A 16,812-nucleotide genomic window follows, 5' to 3' on the forward strand; every position below is an offset into this window, starting at 1 on the left:
CTCGCTATTCAACATTCAAGCCAAGGAGCCACCAGCAGCTTCAATAGCTGCTTTGGCACCCGCAGTCGCACCAATACCCGTCAATTTGACTGCAGTGGCCAACTCGCCAGACTTGATGACCTTGACCACCTTGGCAAGTTGAGGCACGAGACCTGCTTGCTTCAAAGCCAACAAATCCACCTCAGCCAAACCGAGCTTGCTCAGTGTTGTCAATGTGATTTCAGCATTGAATTTCAGCAAGTGCGACTTGAAACCGCGCTTGGGTAGACGACGCTGTAAAGGCATTTGACCGCCTTCGAAACCGACTTTGTGGTAACCACCCGAACGGGACTTCTGACCTTTGTGGCCACGGCCAGCAGTTTTTCCCAGACCCGATCCGATACCGCGACCTACACGACGTGCTGCGTGTTTGGCGCCGTCTGCGGGCTTGATGCTATTGAGTTCCATCATCAGCCTCTTAGAGAACTTTGACCAGATAACTGATCTTGTTGATCATTCCGCGCACAGCTGGAGTATCTTGCAGTTCGCTCACCGAATTGAGCTTACGCAGACCCAGGCCACGAACAGTGGCACGGTGCGAGACTTTGGTTCCGATTGGGCTACGCACCAATTGGACTTTCACGATTGCTTGGTTTGACATGTTCGATCTCCGGTTCAGACGAACAACTCTTCAACCGACTTGCCACGCTTGGCAGCCACGTTGGAGGCCGTTGTGCAATTGGACAAAGCGTCCAAGGTAGCACGAACCATGTTGTAAGGGTTGGACGAACCGTGGCTCTTGGCCACGATGTCGGTGATGCCGACCACTTCGAACACAGCACGCATAGGACCACCAGCAATGATGCCGGTACCCTTGGGAGCTGGTGCCATCATGACGCGGGCTGCGCCGTGGTGACCGTTCACTGCGTGGTGAATCGTGCCATTTTTGAGGTGGACTTTGGCCAGGTTGCGACGGGCTTCTTCCATCGCTTTCTGCACAGCTGCTGGCACTTCTTTCGATTTGCCTTTGCCCATGCCGACTTTGCCGTCGCCATCACCGACCACAGTCAAGGCTGCGAAACCGAGGATACGGCCACCCTTGACCACCTTGGTCACGCGGTTGACCGCGATCATCTTTTCGCGCAGACCGTCTTCAGGACCGTCGCTCTGCGGTTTTGCTGTAAATTTAGCCATTTGTAACTCCGATCCGTTTAGAACTGCAGACCTGCTTCACGGGCTGCTTCGGCCAAAGCCTTGACACGACCGTGGTAAGCGAAACCTGCGCGGTCGAAAGCGACCTTCTCAACGCCAGCAGCTTTTGCTTTTTCAGCAATGCGCTTGCCAATGACGGTGGCTGCAGCGGCATTGCCGCCTTTGCCTGCTGCACCCAGTGCCGTGCGCACTTCGGCTTCGGCGGTGGAAGCACTGGCCAACACTTTGGTACCACAACCAGAAATAACGCTGGCGTAGATGTGCAAGTTGGTGCGGCTCACGGTCAAACGGGCTACGCCTTGCTGTGCAATGCGGATGCGTGTTTGTCGTGCACGACGCAGACGCTGCTCTTTCTTGGTCAACATGATGCAGCTCCTTATTTCTTCTTGGTCTCTTTGATCGTGATCTTCTCATCCGAATAACGGATGCCCTTGCCTTTGTAAGGCTCAGGTGGACGAACAGCACGGATCTCAGCGGCAATTTGGCCAACACGTTGACGGTCAGCACCCTTGATCACGATTTCGGTCGCGGTTGGGGTGGCCACCGTGATGCCAGCAGGCATGTCGATGTTGACAGGGTGTGAATAACCCACGGCCAGGTTCAGTTTGGCGCCAGCGGCTGCCGCTTTGTAACCCACACCGACCAGGTTCAGCTTCTTTTCGAAGCCTTTGGTCACACCAGTAACCATGTTGTTCACCAGCTGACGCATGGTGCCGCTCATGGCATTGGCTTCACGTGAATCGTTGGCAGGCGCAAAGCTGAGCTTGCCGCCTTCGTTGTTGACCTTGACCAAGCCGTTGGCGGCGATGGCCAATTGACCACCTGCACCTTTGACGCTGATCTGATCATTGTTGATGGACACATCCACGCCAGTGGGGATGGTCACAGGCATTTTTCCTACTCGGGACATTCAGTCTCTCCTGCCTTTAAGCGACGTAGCACAGCACTTCGCCACCGACACCGGCTGCGCGCGCTTTGCGGTCGGTCATCACACCTTGGGGTGTGGTGACAATGGCGACGCCCAAGCCGTTCTGGACTTGTGGGATGGCATCACGGCCTTTGTACACACGCAGCCCAGGACGGCTCACGCGCTCAATGCGCTCGATCACAGGGCGACCGGCATAGTACTTCAGGGCGATTTCGAGAACGGACTTGCCGTCTTCGGTCTTGACTTGGAAGCCGTCAATGTAGCCCTCATCTTTCAGCACCTGAGCGATGGCCACCTTCACTTTGGAAGAGGGCACCATCACGGCAGCTTTAGCCACCATTTGTGCATTACGGATGCGGGTCAACAGATCGGCAATAGGATCACTCATGCTCATGTTGTTCTCTCCTGCCGATTACCAGCTGGCCTTGGTCACGCCCGGAATATTGCCTGCGAAGGCAAGTTCACGGATCTTGGCGCGGCCCAGACCAAATTGACGGAACGTACCGCGTGGGCGACCGGTGATTTCACAGCGGTTGCGTTGACGGGTCGGGTTGGCGTTGCGCGGGAGCTTTTGCAGACCCAGACGGGCAGCTGCACGCTCTTCATCACTGCGCTTGGCATCGTTGGCAATGGCTTTCAATTCCGCGTATTTCTTCGCGAATTTGGCCGCCAGTTTTTCACGCTTGAGCTCGCGCTCGATCAAAGCTACTTTAGCCACGTGACACCTCAGTTCTTGAAGGGGAAGCGGAAAGCCGCCAGAAGAGCCTTGCACTCTTCGTCAGACTTGGCCGTTGTGGTGATGCTGATGTTGAGACCGCGCAAGGCATCGACCTTGTCGTACTCAATCTCAGGGAAAATGATCTGCTCTTTGACGCCGATGTTGTAGTTGCCACGGCCATCGAACGCACGGCCTGAAATACCACGGAAGTCACGAACACGCGGCAAAGCCACGGTCACGAAACGATCCAGGAATTCATACATCTGAACGCCACGCAGAGTCACCATGCAACCGATGGGTTGCTGCTCACGGATTTTGAAACCCGCAATGGCTTTCTTGGCCTTGGTCACCACAGGCTTTTGGCCAGCGATTTTGGTCAGGTCGCTCACAGCGTGGTCCATGACTTTCTTATCGGCCACGGCTTCAGACACACCCATGTTCAGGGTGATCTTGGTAATGCGAGGAACCTGCATGGGCGACGTGTAGCCAAATTTGGCCGTCAGGTCAGCAGCGATTTTCTCGCGGAAGAGTTGTTGCAAACGTGCCATGCTCATGCCACCTTGATTTCTTCGCCGCTGGACTTGTAAACGCGAACGCGTTTGCCGTCGTCTTGCAGCTTGATACCCACGCGATCAGCCTTGCCAGTTGCAGCGTTGAAAATCGCCACATTGGATTGGTGAATCGGCATGGCCTTTTCGATGATGCCGCCAGTTGCACCCTTCATCGGGTTTGGCTTGGCGTGTTTTTTGACGATGTTGACACCATCAATCAAAAGGTGCGAGTCGCTGGCGCGCGACGACACTTTCCCGCGTTTGCCTTTGTCACGACCTGTGATGACGATGACTTCGTCGCCTGTGCGAATCTTATTCATGGCACGTCCTTACAGTACTTCAGGAGCCAATGACACGATCTTCATGAACTTTTCGGTACGCAATTCACGCGTAACGGGGCCGAAGATACGGGTGCCAATGGGCTCTAATTTTGCATTCAGCAACACTGCAGCGTTGCCATCGAACTTTACGAGCGAGCCATCGCCACGGCGAATGCCTTTGGCGGTACGAACCACCACAGCACTGTAAACCTCGCCTTTTTTGACGCGTCCACGGGGCGCAGCTTCTTTAATGCTCACTTTGATGATGTCACCAACACTTGCATAGCGACGCTTGGACCCGCCGAGCACCTTGATGCACAGCACGGACTTGGCGCCGGTGTTGTCGGCCACATCCAACCGAGTTTCTGTCTGGATCATTTCTTTATTCCCAACTTGTATTCTTTGCCCGCCAACCCAAAAGCCAACAAACAAGAATCAGTCTTGGACCCGTCATTCACGCAGCAAACCACTTGCTGTGCTTCTGTTTGGGCAGATACTTACGCTTTTTTGCAAAGCGAAGCCCACGATTGTGGCAGAAAAATTGTGTCTGGGCAATACTTTATTGAAGATTTTCTCCAAATAAATGATCTTCTTGACCCAGACCGCGATTGTGGTGGTCTATCTCAGGACTTCGCAGGGTCTTAGTTCGCAGCGCCCCCCTAATTACCGAGCCGGCATGACGCTCAGCGCCAGATCTGCGCCCCCCACTTGTGTGGGACCCTTTTCTCACAGGTATTTTTTTGACAAGGCCATGAAATCGCCCAAATGGGGATCTTGCCCGGTTTCATCTCCTAATATGCTCGCGACCGCATCCGCCATGTCCATGGCCTGACGCGCATCCAGAAACAGTGCTCGCCAACGCCTTGCCAGCACATCCTCCACCGTCCATGCATATTCATGGTGGGCCGCATAACGCACCATGGCTTCCGTCAGACCCAGCCCAAGCAGACGCTCGGCACCAGGACATGCGCGCACTTGGGCCTCTTCACTGCCGTAAAGGTGCCAGCCTGGCGCATCACAAACCCCAAAGCCGCCGAGTTCAGAGGTAGCACCCATAAGCAGATGATTTTGGCTGGACACCCCATCGCGCCGGGGCAAGACGCCGGCCTCAAAACATGCTTGCATGACATCCTCGGCCATGGAGCGGTATGTTGTCCACTTGCCACCTGTCACAGTGATCAAACCATTCTCATCCGTGACGATGGTGTGCTCACGGGACAGGCTCTTGGTGCCTGATTGGGGTTGATTCGAACCCACAAGTGGGCGCAATCCAACCCACAGGCTTTTCACGTCCGCCCGCGTCACTGGGCGACTGAGCACCTTGCTGGCCTCGCTCAAAATGAATTCCAACTCAGCCTCAAAGGCCTGCGGTTCACGCGGCAAATCCTGCCTGGGGGTGTCGGTGGTCCCCAGGATCAATGCACCCATCCAGGGCACGGCGAACAACACCCGACCGTCCTGTGTTTTAGGCACCAGCAAGGCATGCCGCCCTGGCATGAAATCACGGCTGACCACCAGATGCACGCCTTGGCTTGCACTCACAATCCGCTCGGGCATGGCCTGCCCGGAATCGAGCAGGGATTGCTGGCGCACAGCGTCAACCCACACCCCCGCCGCATTGACCACTGAGTGGGCATACACACGGTAAGCACCTGTTTGCCGCTGATCTGTCAGCGAAAGCTCAAATCGCGAACCATCGGCCCGCAAAGCAGGCAAGCCGTGCACACGCTCCACATTCATGTAATTGAGTAACTGACCACCCGCACGCTCGATCGTGCGCGCCAAGGCCAGCGCCAGCCTGGCATCGTCAAACTGGCCATCCCAATATTTGACGCCACCCTTCAAACCTCGAGATTGAAGACCTGGCAATGCCGCCAGGGTTTCCTGGACATTGAGCCACTCGGTCTGACCCAAGCCAGCTTTCCCGGCCAACACATCGTAAAGTTTCAACCCCAAGCCATAAAACGGCGTCTGCCACCAGTTATAGGAAGGCATCACAAAGGGCAAGGGCTGGGCCAGATGCGGCGCCAGCTTCAAGACGGCGGCACGTTCGGCCAGCGCTTCACGCACCAAAGATATATTGCCTTGCGCCAGATAGCGCACGCCGCCATGCAGCAATTTGGTAGACCTGGACGATGTGCCTCCGGCAAAGTCATGCGACTCCAGCAGCAGCACTGAGAAACCGCGCAAAACCGCATCCAAAGCCACCCCCAGACCTGTCGCCCCACCACCGACGACCACCAGGTCATAGGTCGGGTGCGTGGCCAGGGTGCTCAGCAGTTCAGCGCGTTTCATAGTCAAGGCATTCATGGCCCTGCGGTCATTGCAACCACAGGGCAGTTGGAGAACAGCTCAGGACTGTTGACGATCAGCGAGCGCGGCCACTCTTCCAGGCACTGAGCAACTGGTCATAGGCGATGGTTTGGCCCTTTGGCTTCTCGTTGGCCAACTTCTTCCAGGGTGCATTTTTGTCGCTGAGCCACTTGGCGGGGTCTTCCTTCTTGTTGAGCTTGGGCGCGCAACGCTCCATGCCCGCACGCTCCAGACGGCCCATGACCTGGTCCATTTGCTCAGCCAGGTTGTCCATGGCCTGCTGGGGGGTCTTTTCAGCCGTAACAGCCTGCGCCACGTTTTGCCACCACAGCTGGGCCAGCTTGGGGTAATCGGGCACGTTGGTGCCTGTGGGCGACCAGGCCACACGGGCCGGGCTGCGGTAGAACTCGACCAGACCACCGAGCTTGGGCGCCATATCGGTCATGGCCTTGCTCTGGATGTCGGATTCACGGATCGGTGTCAAGCCCACCAGGGTCTTTTTCAGACTGGCTGTTTTGGCCGTCACGAACTGGGCGTACAACCAGGCTGCAGCTGTGCGGTTGGCATCATGGTTCTTGAAGAATGTCCAGCTGCCCACGTCCTGGTAGCCGTTTTGCATGCCTTGCTTCCAGTAGGGACCGTTGGGGCCGGGGGCCATGCGCCACTTGGGCGTGCCGTCGGCGTTCACCACAGGCAGACCTGGCTTGGTCATGTCGGCCGTGAAGGCGGTGTACCAGAAGATCTGCTGCGCAATCTGGCCTTGTGCGGGGACCGGACCGGCTTCACCGAAGGTCATGCCCGAGGCCTCTTTGGGCGCGTATTTCTTCATCCAGTCCACGTATTTGGTCAGCGCATAGACCGCTGCAGGCGAGTTGGTGGCACCGCCGCGAGACACCGAAGCGCCCACCGGGGTGCACTTGTCATCGGCCACGCGAATGCCCCATTCGTCAATCGGCAAGCCGTTGGGAGCGCCGATGTCGGCTGTGCCCGCCATGGACAACCAGGCATCGGTGAAGCGCCAGCCCAAAGAGGGGTCTTTCTTGCCGTAATCCATGTGGCCATAAATGGCCTTGCCGTCGATGTTTTTCACGTCATTGGTGAAAAACTCGGCAATGTCTTCATAAGCGCTCCAGTTCAAGGGCACGCCCAGGTCGTAGCCATATTTGGCCTTGAACTTGTCTTTCAGATCCTTGCGGTCAAACAAGTCAGCGCGGAACCAGTACAGGTTGGCAAACTGCTGGTCGGGCAACTGATACAGCTTGCCATCGGGGCCGGTGGTGAACTTGGTGCCAATGAAATCCTTCAAATCCAGCCCGGGGTTGGTCCACTCTTTGCCCGCACCGGCCATGTAATCCGTCAGGTTGAGGATCTTGCCGTAACGGTAATGGGTACCGATCAGGTCAGAGTCCGAAATCCAGCCGTCATAAATCGACTTGCCGGACTGCATGGATGTTTGCAGCTTTTCAACCACGTCACCCTCTTGGATCAGGTCATGCTTTACCTTGATGCCCGTGATTTCGCTGAAAGCCTTGGCCAGTGTTTTGGACTCGTATTCGTGGGTGGTGATGGTCTCTGACACCACCGAAATTTCCTTCACGCCCTTGGCCTGAAGTTTTTTGGCCGCGTCGATGAACCACTTCATCTCTGCCAGCTGCTGGTCTTTGTTCAAAGTGGACGGCTGGAACTCGGTATCGACCCAACGCTTGGCCGCCGCCTCGTCAGACCAGGCCACATTCGAGCCCAGAGCCAGGGCCGCCGAAACGGCCAAAATGGAATAGCGCAATTTCATGATGTCTCCCAAATGGTGTGAGTTCCCCGGTGACAGACACAAAGTCATGCGGCCCCCCGGGGAAACTCCGGGCCACAATTTCGACAAAAACGAATCAGCCCTTGCGCATGACGCCCAGCAACCAGACGATGGACAGCCCCAGACTGATCCACACGCTGGGCTCACCGTCCAGCGACAAAAGCTCGGTCAGCCAACCGGCCACGCCCACAAACGCGAGGTTGATGTAGGCCGCCCCCAGCAAACCGATGAACAAGCGGTCCCCGCGGGTGGTGGCCATGGGCAAAAAGCCCTTGCGCATCACGGTGGGGGACTTGATTTCCCACACCGTCATGCCCACCAGCATCAGCCCGATGCACGAGAAGAAAACGGCCACAGGCGTGGTCCAGACCATCCAGTCAAACATGTCAAACCCTTCCCATGGCAAAGCCTTTGGCGATGTAATGCCGGACAAACCAGATCACGATGGCCCCCGGAACGATGGTCAGCACACCGGCTGCCGCCAGCGTGGCCCAGTCCATGCCCGAGGCACTCACTGTGCGTGTCATGGTGGCCACAATCGGTTTGGCATTCACGCTGGTCAGGGTGCGCGCCAAAAGCAATTCCACCCAGGAAAACATGAAGCAAAAGAAAGCCGCTACGCCCACCCCGGCCTTGATGAGGGGCAAGAAAATCATCACGAAAAAGCGCGGAAAGCTGTAGCCGTCGATGTAGGCCGTTTCATCAATTTCGCGCGGAATGCCGCTCATGAAACCTTCCAGAATCCACACCGCCAGGGGCACGTTGAACAACAAATGCGCCATGGCCACGGCAATGTGCGTATCCATCAGGCCCAGCGTGGTGTAGAGCTGAAAAAACGGCAGCAAAAACACGGCAGGCGGCGTCATGCGGTTGGTCAGCAACCAAAAGAAGATGTGCTTGTCGCCTAAAAATCGGTAGCGTGAAAACGCATAAGCCGCAGGCAAAGCCACCGACACCGAAATCACCGTGTTGATGGCCACATAAATCAGGCTGTTGATGTAGCCCGAGTACCAGGATGGATCGGTGAAGATCGTCAGGTAGTTGCCCCAGGTGAAATGTTGCGGCCACAAGGAAAAACTCGACAGGATTTCCTCATTGGTCTTGAAGCTCATGTTGACCATCCAATAGATGGGCAGCAAGGCAAAGACGATGTAGGCGGCCAGAAAAATCGACCGCTTGTGAAAACGCTGTTCATGCATGTGCGTGCTCCTTGTGGGCTGCGCCCAGGCTTTGCATCCAGTTGTAGAGGACAAAGCACAGCAGCAAAATGATGAGGAAATAGATCAGCGAAAACGCCGCCGCTGGCCCCAGGTCAAATTGCCCCACGGCCTTTTGCGTCAGGTACTGCGACAAGAAGGTGGTCGCAGTGCCGGGGCCGCCACCGGTCAGCACGAAAGGCTCGGTGTAAATCATGAAACTGTCCATGAATCGCAGCAGCACCGCAATCATCAGCACCTCGCGCATCTTGGGCAGCTGGATGTAGCGAAACACCGCCAACTTGCTGGCGCCATCGATGCGGGCGGCCTGGTAATAGGCATCGGGAATGCTGCGCAAACCCGCAAAAGCCAGCAAGGCCACCAGCGGTGTCCAGTGCCACACATCCATGATCAACACCGTCAACCAGGCGTGCACCGGGTCACCGGTGTAGCTGTAGTCAAACCCCAAGGCCTGCAAGGTGTGGCCCATCAAACCGATGTCGGCACGTCCATAAATTTGCCAGATGGTGCCCACCACGTTCCACGGAATCAGCAACGACAAGGCCACCAGCACCAGCACGGCCGAAGACTTCCAGCCCTGCGCCGGCATGGACAGCGCCAGCGCAATGCCCAGCGGGATTTCCACAGCCAGCACGGCCAGCGAGAACTTCAACTGCCGCCACAAAGCGCTGTGCAACTCTTCATCGCGCATCACGGCGGCAAACCATTCGGTGCCCACAAACACCCGGCGTTCGGGCGAGATGATGTCTTGCACCGAGTAATTGACCACCGTCATCAGGGGCAGGATGGCTGAAAACGCCACACAGACCAAGACCGGCAACACCAACCACCAGGCTTTTTGATTGACGGGTTTTTCAGTCGCGTTCATGCCACCAGCTCCTCATTTTTGTAAAAGCAGGTGTGCGGCCCCAGCACACGCAAGAACACCTGAGCCCCTACCTGCGGCGCCTGCGCTTGTGGTGGCAGGCGCACTTTCAGCATGATGCCCACCGCATCGCAAGTGACCATTTGGTAAGTGCCAACGTCTTGCACCTGGCGCACCACGGCAGCCAAAGTGCCCGCCTCGGCCACCTCTGATACAGCCAGGTATTCCGGCCGAATGCCCAGCTTGAGGTCGCCTTCGGGCACCGCCAAGCCTTGTGGCACCTGCACCGCTTGGCCTTGCACGGTCAAAACGCCCCCGACCGCTTGCGCCGGTAAAAAGTTCATGCCGGGCGAACCGATGAAATGCCCCACAAAGGTGTGCGCCGGTCGCTCGAACAAGGCCTCGGCCGAGCCGACCTGCACCGCCTTGCCGCGCGTCATGACCACCACCTCTTCGGCAAAAGTCAGCGCCTCGACCTGGTCGTGCGTCACATAAATCAGCGTGAGCTTGAGTTCATGGTGAATCTGCTTGAGCTTGCGCCGCAGCTGCCATTTCAGGTGCGGATCAATCACCGTCAGTGGCTCATCAAACAGCACGGCCGACACGTCCGAGCGCACCAGCCCTCGTCCCAGTGATATTTTTTGCTTCTGATCGGCCGACAAGCCCGCTGCGCGCATGTCCAGTTGGTGGCTCATGTCCAGCATTTCGGCAATTTGGCCCACGCGCTGGCGGATTTGATCGGCGGGCACCTGGCGATTTTTGAGCGGAAACGCCAGGTTCTGCGCCACCGTCATGGTGTCGTAGATCACCGGAAACTGGAACACCTGCGCAATGTTGCGCGCTTGCGGGCTGCTGCGCGTGACATCGACCCCGTCAAACTTCACCGTGCCTTGAGAGGGGACCACCAGCCCCGACATGATGTTGAGCATGGTGGTTTTGCCGCAACCCGACGGCCCCAGCAAGGCATAGGCCCCGCCGTCGCGAAAGCTCATCTTCAAGGGCAGCAAGGCGTAATCCGTCTCCAGCTGCGGATTGGGTTTGTAGGCATGCGCCAAGTCCAATTCAATTTGAGCCATCAGATCGCCCTCCCCTTGCGCACAGGTGCCATCACCAAGGGGCCTGCGGCATCAAACACATACACCTGCGAAGGCTGCAAAAACAAACGGATGGGCGCTCCCAACTTGAACTCATGCACTCCCGTGAGTTGCGCCACCAGATTGCCCACCGGCGTTTTTGCATGCACAAAGGTGTCCGAGCCGGAAATCTCCGCCAGCTCCACCACACCCGGCAATTGAAGATCACCCGGCTGCCCCTGCACGCGCAAGGCGCTGGCGCGTGCGCCCAAGACCACATCTTTGGGCGCCGATGCAGGCAAGGCCAAGGGCAGCTCAAAACCACCCGACAAAGCCACACCCGTGGCACTGGTTTGTGCGGGCAACAGGTTCATGGGCGGGTCGCTGAACGCGCTGGCCACCTGGATGGACGCAGGCTGATGAAACACCTCGGCGGTCGGGCCGTATTGCAACAAGTGCCCTTGGTGCAAGACAGCGGTGTAGCCCCCCAACAGCAAGGCCTCGGCCGGTTCGGTGGTGGCATAGACCACCGTCGAATCGCCCGTGGCAAACAACTGCGTCAACTCTTCGCGCAACTCCTCGCGCAGCTTGTAGTCCAGATTCACCAGCGGCTCGTCCAGCAGCATCAGCGGCGCATTTTTGGCCAAGGCGCGCGCCAAGGCTACCCGCTGCTGCTGCCCGCCCGACAACTCAGCGGGCAGACGCTCCAAAAACATCTCGATGTGCAGCTTGGCCGCCAGCTCATGCACCCGTTGGGCCACATCCTTTTGCCCGCGCAATTTCAGGGGCGAGGCAATGTTGTCAAACACCGTCATCGACGGGTAATTGATGAACTGCTGGTACACCATGGCCACATCGCGGCGGCGCACCGGCACGCCCGTCACATCTTGCCCATCCACCCGCACACGCCCTTTGGTGGGTGCGTCCAGCCCGGCCATGATGCGCATCAAACTGGTCTTGCCCGCCTGCGTCGCACCCAGCAAGACCGTGACCTGTCCAGCTTTCAGGGCCAGATCCAGGGCACTGAGGTGAACTTGCCCAGAAACGGACTTGCCCACCCCTTCCAGGCTCAGTTGCATGGCGCATCTCCGCGTTGAGAATTCAGGATCATTTCAGTTCCATTTTTTTCGCTTCACAGATTTTATTGTTCGCTTGAGTTTTTTTAAAGCCCGTATTTACCCTCTATACCCTGATACATATGTTCGTTTATGTTCGAATAAGCCATATTGAGCGAAACACCATGGATTTGAACCCCCGACAAACAACCCTGATCGATGCCGTTCGATCACAAGGTCCCGTGACCATCGAAGCCCTGGCCGAGCGTTTTGGCGTGACCTTGCAAACCGTGCGCCGCGATGTGCAGCGCTTGGCCGAAGCCGGTTTGCTGACCCGATTTCATGGCGGCGTGCGCCTGCCAGGCTCCACCACCGAAAACATCGCCTACCGCCAACGCCAGGCCATGCAATCGGCGGGCAAGCATCGCATCGCCAAAGCCATTGCCCAGCGCATACCCAACGGCTGTTCGCTGATCATGAACATCGGCACCACCATCGAAGCCGTGGCCCATGAGCTGCACAAGCACCGTGGCCTGCGCGTCATCACCAACAACTTGCACATCGCCGCGCTGATGAGCACCCACCGCGACTGCGAAGTCATTGTGGCCGGAGGGCTGGTGCGCGGCAGCGACCAAGGCATCGTGGGCGAAGCCACGGTGGACTTCATTCGCCAGTTCAAGGTCGACATTGGCCTGATTGGCATCAGCGGCATCGAAGCCGACGGCACCCTGCGCGACTACGATTACCGCGAAGTCAAGGTGGCCCGCACCATCATTGAACATGCCCGCGAGGTCTGGCTGGCCGCAGACCACAGCAAATTCAACCGCCCGGCCATGGTCGAGCTGGGCCACTTGCGCGACATCGACGTGCTGTTCACCGACGAAGTCCCCCCCGCCAGCTTTTCCGACCTCATGACGCAAGCCCATGTGGAATGCGTCACGGCTGCCCCCCAATGACACTCTGAGGATTTTTCATGCGCTACCTCCTCGCCCTGGACCAGGGCACCTCCAGCTCCCGCAGCATCGTGTTTGACCAGGCCGGCCAGGTAGTGGCCATGGCCCAGCGCGAGTTCCGGCAGATTTACCCCCAACCCGGCTGGGTCGAACACGACCCGCAGGAAATTTGGACATCCCAACTGGCCACCGTGCATGAAGTGCTGGCCAAAGCCCAACTCAAGGCCAGCCACATGGCGGCCATCGGCATCACCAACCAGCGCGAGACCACCGTGGTCTGGAACCGCCGCACGGGCGAGCCGATTTACAACGCCATCGTCTGGCAAGACCGCCGCGCCGAACCCACCTGCGCGGCCTTGCGCGCGCAAGGCCACGAAGACACGGTGCTGAGCAAAACCGGTCTGCGCATCGACGCCTATTTTTCTGGCACCAAACTGCAATGGATCCTGGACCAAGTGCCGGGCGCCAGGGCCCTGGCCGAACAAGGCGAGCTGGCCTTTGGCACGGTGGACAGCTGGCTGATCTGGAAGCTCACCGATGGCCGCTCGCATGTGACCGATGTGAGCAACGCCGCCCGCACCATGCTGCTGAACATCCACACCAACACCTGGGACAGCGAGTTGCTCAATTTGCTGAACATCCCGGACGCGCTCATGCCCCGGGTCTTGCCCTCCAGTGCCCACTTTGGCGACACCACCGCCGCACTGCTGGGTGCCAGCTTGCCCATTGGCGGCGTGGCCGGTGACCAGCAAAGCGCCTTGTTCGGCCAAGCCTGCTTCACCCCCGGCATGGCCAAAAACACCTACGGCACCGGCTGCTTCATGCTCATGCACACCGGCAACACCTTCCAGCGCAGCCAAAACGGCCTGATCACCACCTCGGCCGCTCAGGCCACCAGCACCCCGCAATACGCGCTGGAAGGCAGCGTCTTCATCGGTGGCGCCGTGGTGCAGTGGCTGCGCGACGGCCTGCGGGCCATCTCCAGCAGCGGCGAGGTCGAAGGCCTGGCCCACAGCGTGCCCGACGCTGGGGGCGTCATGTTCGTGCCGGCCTTCACCGGCCTGGGCGCCCCCTATTGGGACGCCGAAGCACGCGGCGCCATTGTCGGACTCACGCGGGGCTCCACCGTGGCCCACATTGCACGCGCCGCACTCGAAAGCATCGCCTTCCAAAGCGCTGCCTTGCTGCACAGCATGAACCGCGACGCCGTGGCCGGTGGCGGCGTGGCCGTGACCGAATTGCGCGTGGACGGCGGCGCTTGCGTCAACGACCTCTTGATGCAAATCCAGGCCGACTTGCTGGGCATTCCGGTGGTGCGCCCTGCCGTGACCGAAACCACCGCGCTGGGCGCCGCCTATCTGGCCGGTCTGCACGCCGGGGTCTACAGCGGCCTGGAGGAATTGAGCCAGCAGTGGCGCGCCGACCGCACCTTCTACCCCACCTTGCCCAGAGAACAGGCCCAAGAGCGCATGGACCGCTGGGAGCGTGCTGTGCGTCAGGCCACTGCCCGCTGACCCTCCAAGTTCTGATCCACCGTCTTCAGACCCCTCGCGTCAGCAGCGACAATTCAGATTCCTCAGACCCGGCCCGGACGCCAAGCGCCCGGCCCGTCCCACAAAGCACACGACTGAACATCCCATGTCTCACTCCACACCCCACATCGCCTTCATCGGCGGCGGCAACATGGCCAGCGCCATCATCGGCGGCCTGATCCGCCAGGGCATGAAGCCCGAGCAGATCACCGTGGTGGAACCGTTTGCCGAGACCGCCGCCAAACTGCTCAATGACTTTGGCATCACCGCGCTGCCTGCCGCAGGCCCCGCTTTGGACCAGGCGGATCTGGTGGTCTGGGCGGTCAAGCCGCAAATCTTCAGCGAAGCCGCCGCGCCCGTCATGCCGCACACCCGAGGCGCGCTGCACCTGTCGGTGGCCGCAGGCATCCGCACCGACAGCATCTGCCGCTGGGTGGGCACCGACCGCGTGGTGCGCTGCATGCCCAACACCCCCGCGCTGGTGGGCCAAGGCATGACAGGGCTGTTCGCCTGTCCATCCGTCACGCCTGCCGACAAAGCGCTGGTGGAACAAGTCATTCGCACCACCGGGCAATACGTCTGGGTGCAGCAAGAGTCGCATCTGGACGCCGTGACCGCCTTGTCGGGGTCCGGTCCGGCCTATGTGTTTTATTTCCTCGAAGCCATGACCCAAGCCGGCGTGGGCATGGGCCTGAGCGCCGAGCAGGCCTACCAACTCGCAGTGGCCACCTTCTCGGGCGCCTCTACCTTGGCTGCGGCATCGACCGAATCCCCCGAAGTGCTGCGCCAACGCGTCACCTCCAAAGGTGGCACCACCTACGCGGCCATCACGTCGCTGGACGACTCGGGCGTGAAAGCCTCATTTGTCAAAGCCATGCACGCCGCCGAAGTACGCGCACGCGAGTTGGGGGACGAATTCGGCAAGGCCTGAGCGGCCCCCGCAGGTCGGTGGTCGAAGACCCCGACACATGCTGGATCACCTTTGGCACTCAACGGTAAGACAAGACCACCCCCACAAACACGCTGAACCCCAGCCAGTGGTTCAACCTGAATGCTTTGAAGCAGCCTTCGCGGCTGCGCTGGCGGATCAGGCTGTAGTGCCAGATCACCTGGCCTGCCGACACCACCCAGGCCATCCAGAACCACACACCTTGCTGCAATGCGTTCAGCAGCCAGGCCCAGATCAACAGGTAGGCCACATAAAAGCCCATGATGGCGGGCACGTCATGATCGCCCAGGGTGATGGCCGAAGTCTTCATGCCGATCTTCAGGTCATCGTCGCGGTCCACCATGGCGTACTCGGTGTCATAGGCCAGCACCCAGAACAGATTGCCCAGCAACAAACCCCAAGCCAGCAGCGGCACAGCGCCCTGCACAGCGGCAAACGCCATCGGAATGCCAAAGCTGAAAGCCACCCCCAGCACCGCCTGCGGCATGGACACAAGACGCTTGGCATAGGGATACACCAAGGTCACGGCCAGCGCCGCAAAAGACCAGGCGACGGTGGCCCTGTTGGTGGTCAAGACCAAGCCAAACGCACACAAGGCCAAAACGGCACCGACCAGCAATGCCTCCTTCGTGCCAATGCGCCCACTGGTCACCGGACGGTTGGCGGTGCGTTTGACGTGTTTGTCAAAGTCGCGGTCGGCCACGTCGTTGATGCAACACCCCGCGCTGCGCATTAGGATGGTGCCCAGGGTGAACACTGCGATCAGGTGCCAGCCCGGGAATCCCCCTGCGGCCACCCACAAAGCAGCCAGCGATGGCCACAGTAAAAGCAACCAGCCCGCAGGCCGGTTCCAGCGGATCAGATCCAGATAAAGGCTGAGTTTGTCGGTCATGGCCGAATTATCGGTGCCTGAACGATGTGTCCCTGACCTGCCCTTTTCTACACGCTCCCAAAAACCTCTTTAGGCACGGCTTGTTCACGGCAGGGGCAGTTTCTAGAAACCCCGACAAACCACCTGAAGCCTGACATCACCGGACTCCTTGTGACCCGCCCATTCATCGGGATTACCCCAAATGGGGGTGTGAAATTGACATTTCCAGCAATATCATTTTTTCAATTGACCAAAATGTCAAAACACATTAAATTTCAATTCGAAAACATAAAAAGTATTTAATGAATCAAATGCTTTTAAAAAATGTTATTTCTAGTTAATTTTCAGCCATCCATGAAAATTTTGGCACTTTCGTAGAAATTTTCGATGTGCTGGCGGCTCACACATTTGCATCAAAAAGGCCAAGCACCCGGTCGTGTTTTGTCTACTGAACAGAAGAACTTTGAAT

Annotated in this window: 21 protein-coding genes; 3 read left to right on the top strand and 18 right to left on the bottom strand. The window is 58.5% G+C overall.

Going from position 1 to position 16,812, the window contains the following annotated elements; genetic code table 11:
• Positions 1-15 precede the first annotated feature (15 nt).
• The 17 genes from rplO to AMM33_RS08335 all read right to left on the bottom strand — a co-directional run bounded on the left by rplO (position 16) and on the right by AMM33_RS08335 (position 12,062).
• Positions 16-447, bottom strand: coding sequence for a 50S ribosomal protein L15 (rplO, locus tag AMM33_RS08255; protein WP_090140284.1), 432 nt, complete (start codon positions 445-447; stop codon positions 16-18).
• Positions 448-457: 10 nt separating this feature from the next.
• Positions 458-640 carry a 50S ribosomal protein L30 gene (gene rpmD, locus AMM33_RS08260; protein WP_090140286.1) on the bottom strand — a complete coding sequence of 61 codons (183 nt, stop codon included), beginning with the start codon at positions 638-640 and terminating at the stop codon, positions 458-460.
• 14 nt (positions 641-654) lie between these two features.
• Positions 655-1,173 (bottom strand): 30S ribosomal protein S5, encoded by a 519-nt coding sequence (gene rpsE / locus AMM33_RS08265; RefSeq protein ID WP_090140287.1) that lies wholly within the window; start codon positions 1,171-1,173, stop codon positions 655-657.
• Positions 1,174-1,190: 17 nt separating this feature from the next.
• Positions 1,191-1,556 (bottom strand): 50S ribosomal protein L18, encoded by a 366-nt coding sequence (gene rplR / locus AMM33_RS08270; protein WP_062407202.1) that lies wholly within the window; start codon positions 1,554-1,556, stop codon positions 1,191-1,193.
• 11 nt (positions 1,557-1,567) lie between these two features.
• Complete coding sequence (gene rplF / locus AMM33_RS08275; protein ID WP_090140289.1) at positions 1,568-2,101, bottom strand: 50S ribosomal protein L6; 534 nt, start codon at positions 2,099-2,101, stop codon at positions 1,568-1,570.
• A 16-nt stretch (positions 2,102-2,117) separates the two neighbouring features.
• Positions 2,118-2,513: a 30S ribosomal protein S8 gene (gene rpsH, locus AMM33_RS08280; protein WP_019427448.1), complete on the bottom strand. Its 396-nt coding sequence runs from the start codon at positions 2,511-2,513 to the stop codon at positions 2,118-2,120.
• A gap of 18 nt (positions 2,514-2,531) precedes the next feature.
• Entirely contained in the window at positions 2,532-2,837 is a 306-nt protein-coding gene (gene rpsN, locus AMM33_RS08285) for a 30S ribosomal protein S14 (RefSeq protein ID WP_053172533.1), read from the bottom strand.
• Positions 2,838-2,845: 8 nt separating this feature from the next.
• Positions 2,846-3,385: a 50S ribosomal protein L5 gene (gene rplE / locus AMM33_RS08290; protein ID WP_062408250.1), complete on the bottom strand. Its 540-nt coding sequence runs from the start codon at positions 3,383-3,385 to the stop codon at positions 2,846-2,848.
• 2 nt (positions 3,386-3,387) lie between these two features.
• Positions 3,388-3,708 (bottom strand): 50S ribosomal protein L24, encoded by a 321-nt coding sequence (rplX, locus tag AMM33_RS08295; RefSeq protein ID WP_090140291.1) that lies wholly within the window; start codon positions 3,706-3,708, stop codon positions 3,388-3,390.
• 9 nt (positions 3,709-3,717) lie between these two features.
• On the bottom strand, positions 3,718-4,086 hold the full coding sequence (rplN, locus tag AMM33_RS08300; protein WP_053172537.1) for a 50S ribosomal protein L14: 369 nt from the start codon (positions 4,084-4,086) through the stop codon (positions 3,718-3,720).
• 348 nt (positions 4,087-4,434) lie between these two features.
• Positions 4,435-6,018 (bottom strand): glycerol-3-phosphate dehydrogenase/oxidase, encoded by a 1,584-nt coding sequence (locus AMM33_RS08305; protein WP_090140293.1) that lies wholly within the window; start codon positions 6,016-6,018, stop codon positions 4,435-4,437.
• A 58-nt stretch (positions 6,019-6,076) separates the two neighbouring features.
• Positions 6,077-7,810: an ABC transporter substrate-binding protein gene (locus tag AMM33_RS08310; RefSeq protein ID WP_090140294.1), complete on the bottom strand. Its 1,734-nt coding sequence runs from the start codon at positions 7,808-7,810 to the stop codon at positions 6,077-6,079.
• A gap of 94 nt (positions 7,811-7,904) precedes the next feature.
• Positions 7,905-8,213, bottom strand: a complete 309-nt coding sequence (locus tag AMM33_RS08315; protein ID WP_090140296.1) for a DUF2160 domain-containing protein — start codon at positions 8,211-8,213, stop codon at positions 7,905-7,907.
• Position 8,214: 1 nt separating this feature from the next.
• Positions 8,215-9,027 carry a carbohydrate ABC transporter permease gene (locus tag AMM33_RS08320; protein WP_090140298.1) on the bottom strand — a complete coding sequence of 271 codons (813 nt, stop codon included), beginning with the start codon at positions 9,025-9,027 and terminating at the stop codon, positions 8,215-8,217.
• Positions 9,020-9,913, bottom strand: a complete 894-nt coding sequence (locus tag AMM33_RS08325) for a carbohydrate ABC transporter permease (protein WP_090140300.1) — start codon at positions 9,911-9,913, stop codon at positions 9,020-9,022. The genes AMM33_RS08320 and AMM33_RS08325 overlap by 8 nt, the downstream gene beginning before the upstream one ends.
• Entirely contained in the window at positions 9,910-10,986 is a 1,077-nt protein-coding gene (locus AMM33_RS08330) for an ABC transporter ATP-binding protein (protein WP_090140302.1), read from the bottom strand. The genes AMM33_RS08325 and AMM33_RS08330 overlap by 4 nt, the downstream gene beginning before the upstream one ends.
• Positions 10,986-12,062: an ABC transporter ATP-binding protein gene (locus AMM33_RS08335; protein WP_090140303.1), complete on the bottom strand. Its 1,077-nt coding sequence runs from the start codon at positions 12,060-12,062 to the stop codon at positions 10,986-10,988. Before AMM33_RS08335 ends, AMM33_RS08330 begins: the two co-directional genes overlap by 1 nt.
• Before the next feature lie 161 nt (positions 12,063-12,223).
• On the opposite strand from AMM33_RS08335, the gene AMM33_RS08340 reads away from it, so the two are divergent.
• The 3 genes from AMM33_RS08340 to proC all read left to right on the top strand — a co-directional run bounded on the left by AMM33_RS08340 (position 12,224) and on the right by proC (position 15,454).
• Complete coding sequence (locus AMM33_RS08340; RefSeq protein WP_090140305.1) at positions 12,224-12,994, top strand: DeoR/GlpR family DNA-binding transcription regulator; 771 nt, start codon at positions 12,224-12,226, stop codon at positions 12,992-12,994.
• Positions 12,995-13,011: 17 nt separating this feature from the next.
• Complete coding sequence (gene glpK / locus AMM33_RS08345; protein ID WP_090140307.1) at positions 13,012-14,505, top strand: glycerol kinase GlpK; 1,494 nt, start codon at positions 13,012-13,014, stop codon at positions 14,503-14,505.
• A gap of 124 nt (positions 14,506-14,629) precedes the next feature.
• Complete coding sequence (proC, locus tag AMM33_RS08350) at positions 14,630-15,454, top strand: pyrroline-5-carboxylate reductase (protein ID WP_090140309.1); 825 nt, start codon at positions 14,630-14,632, stop codon at positions 15,452-15,454.
• A gap of 58 nt (positions 15,455-15,512) precedes the next feature.
• Here the strand turns inward: proC and ubiA are convergent, their stop codons facing one another.
• Complete coding sequence (gene ubiA / locus AMM33_RS08355) at positions 15,513-16,364, bottom strand: 4-hydroxybenzoate octaprenyltransferase (RefSeq protein WP_090140310.1); 852 nt, start codon at positions 16,362-16,364, stop codon at positions 15,513-15,515.
• Positions 16,365-16,812: the final 448 nt, after the last annotated feature.

Origin of the sequence: Limnohabitans sp. DM1 (genome assembly GCF_001269385.1) — a bacterium.
In the GTDB taxonomy this organism is placed as follows: Bacteria; Pseudomonadota; Gammaproteobacteria; order Burkholderiales; family Burkholderiaceae_C; genus Limnohabitans_A.

Bases quoted from the DNA above. Each gene is read 5' to 3' on its own strand.
- rplN (WP_053172537.1), bottom strand. From the start codon at position 4,086: ATGATCCAGACAGAAACTCGGTTGGATGTGGCCGACAACACCGGCGCC.
- rpmD (WP_090140286.1), bottom strand. From the start codon at position 640: ATGTCAAACCAAGCAATCGTGAAAGTCCAATTGGTGCGTAGCCCAATC.
- AMM33_RS08315 (WP_090140296.1), bottom strand. From the start codon at position 8,213: ATGTTTGACTGGATGGTCTGGACCACGCCTGTGGCCGTTTTCTTCTCG.
- AMM33_RS08335 (WP_090140303.1), bottom strand. From the start codon at position 12,062: ATGCAACTGAGCCTGGAAGGGGTGGGCAAGTCCGTTTCTGGGCAAGTT.
- glpK (WP_090140307.1), top strand. From the start codon at position 13,012: ATGCGCTACCTCCTCGCCCTGGACCAGGGCACCTCCAGCTCCCGCAGC.
- AMM33_RS08325 (WP_090140300.1), bottom strand. From the start codon at position 9,913: ATGAACGCGACTGAAAAACCCGTCAATCAAAAAGCCTGGTGGTTGGTG.
- rplR (WP_062407202.1), bottom strand. From the start codon at position 1,556: ATGTTGACCAAGAAAGAGCAGCGTCTGCGTCGTGCACGACAAACACGC.
- AMM33_RS08320 (WP_090140298.1), bottom strand. From the start codon at position 9,027: ATGCATGAACAGCGTTTTCACAAGCGGTCGATTTTTCTGGCCGCCTAC.
- AMM33_RS08340 (WP_090140305.1), top strand. From the start codon at position 12,224: ATGGATTTGAACCCCCGACAAACAACCCTGATCGATGCCGTTCGATCA.
- AMM33_RS08310 (WP_090140294.1), bottom strand. From the start codon at position 7,810: ATGAAATTGCGCTATTCCATTTTGGCCGTTTCGGCGGCCCTGGCTCTG.
- rpsE (WP_090140287.1), bottom strand. From the start codon at position 1,173: ATGGCTAAATTTACAGCAAAACCGCAGAGCGACGGTCCTGAAGACGGT.
- proC (WP_090140309.1), top strand. From the start codon at position 14,630: ATGTCTCACTCCACACCCCACATCGCCTTCATCGGCGGCGGCAACATG.
- rplF (WP_090140289.1), bottom strand. From the start codon at position 2,101: ATGTCCCGAGTAGGAAAAATGCCTGTGACCATCCCCACTGGCGTGGAT.
- rplO (WP_090140284.1), bottom strand. From the start codon at position 447: ATGGAACTCAATAGCATCAAGCCCGCAGACGGCGCCAAACACGCAGCA.
- AMM33_RS08330 (WP_090140302.1), bottom strand. From the start codon at position 10,986: ATGGCTCAAATTGAATTGGACTTGGCGCATGCCTACAAACCCAATCCG.
- ubiA (WP_090140310.1), bottom strand. From the start codon at position 16,364: ATGACCGACAAACTCAGCCTTTATCTGGATCTGATCCGCTGGAACCGG.
- rplX (WP_090140291.1), bottom strand. From the start codon at position 3,708: ATGAATAAGATTCGCACAGGCGACGAAGTCATCGTCATCACAGGTCGT.
- rplE (WP_062408250.1), bottom strand. From the start codon at position 3,385: ATGGCACGTTTGCAACAACTCTTCCGCGAGAAAATCGCTGCTGACCTG.
- AMM33_RS08305 (WP_090140293.1), bottom strand. From the start codon at position 6,018: ATGAATGCCTTGACTATGAAACGCGCTGAACTGCTGAGCACCCTGGCC.
- rpsH (WP_019427448.1), bottom strand. From the start codon at position 2,513: ATGAGCATGAGTGATCCTATTGCCGATCTGTTGACCCGCATCCGTAAT.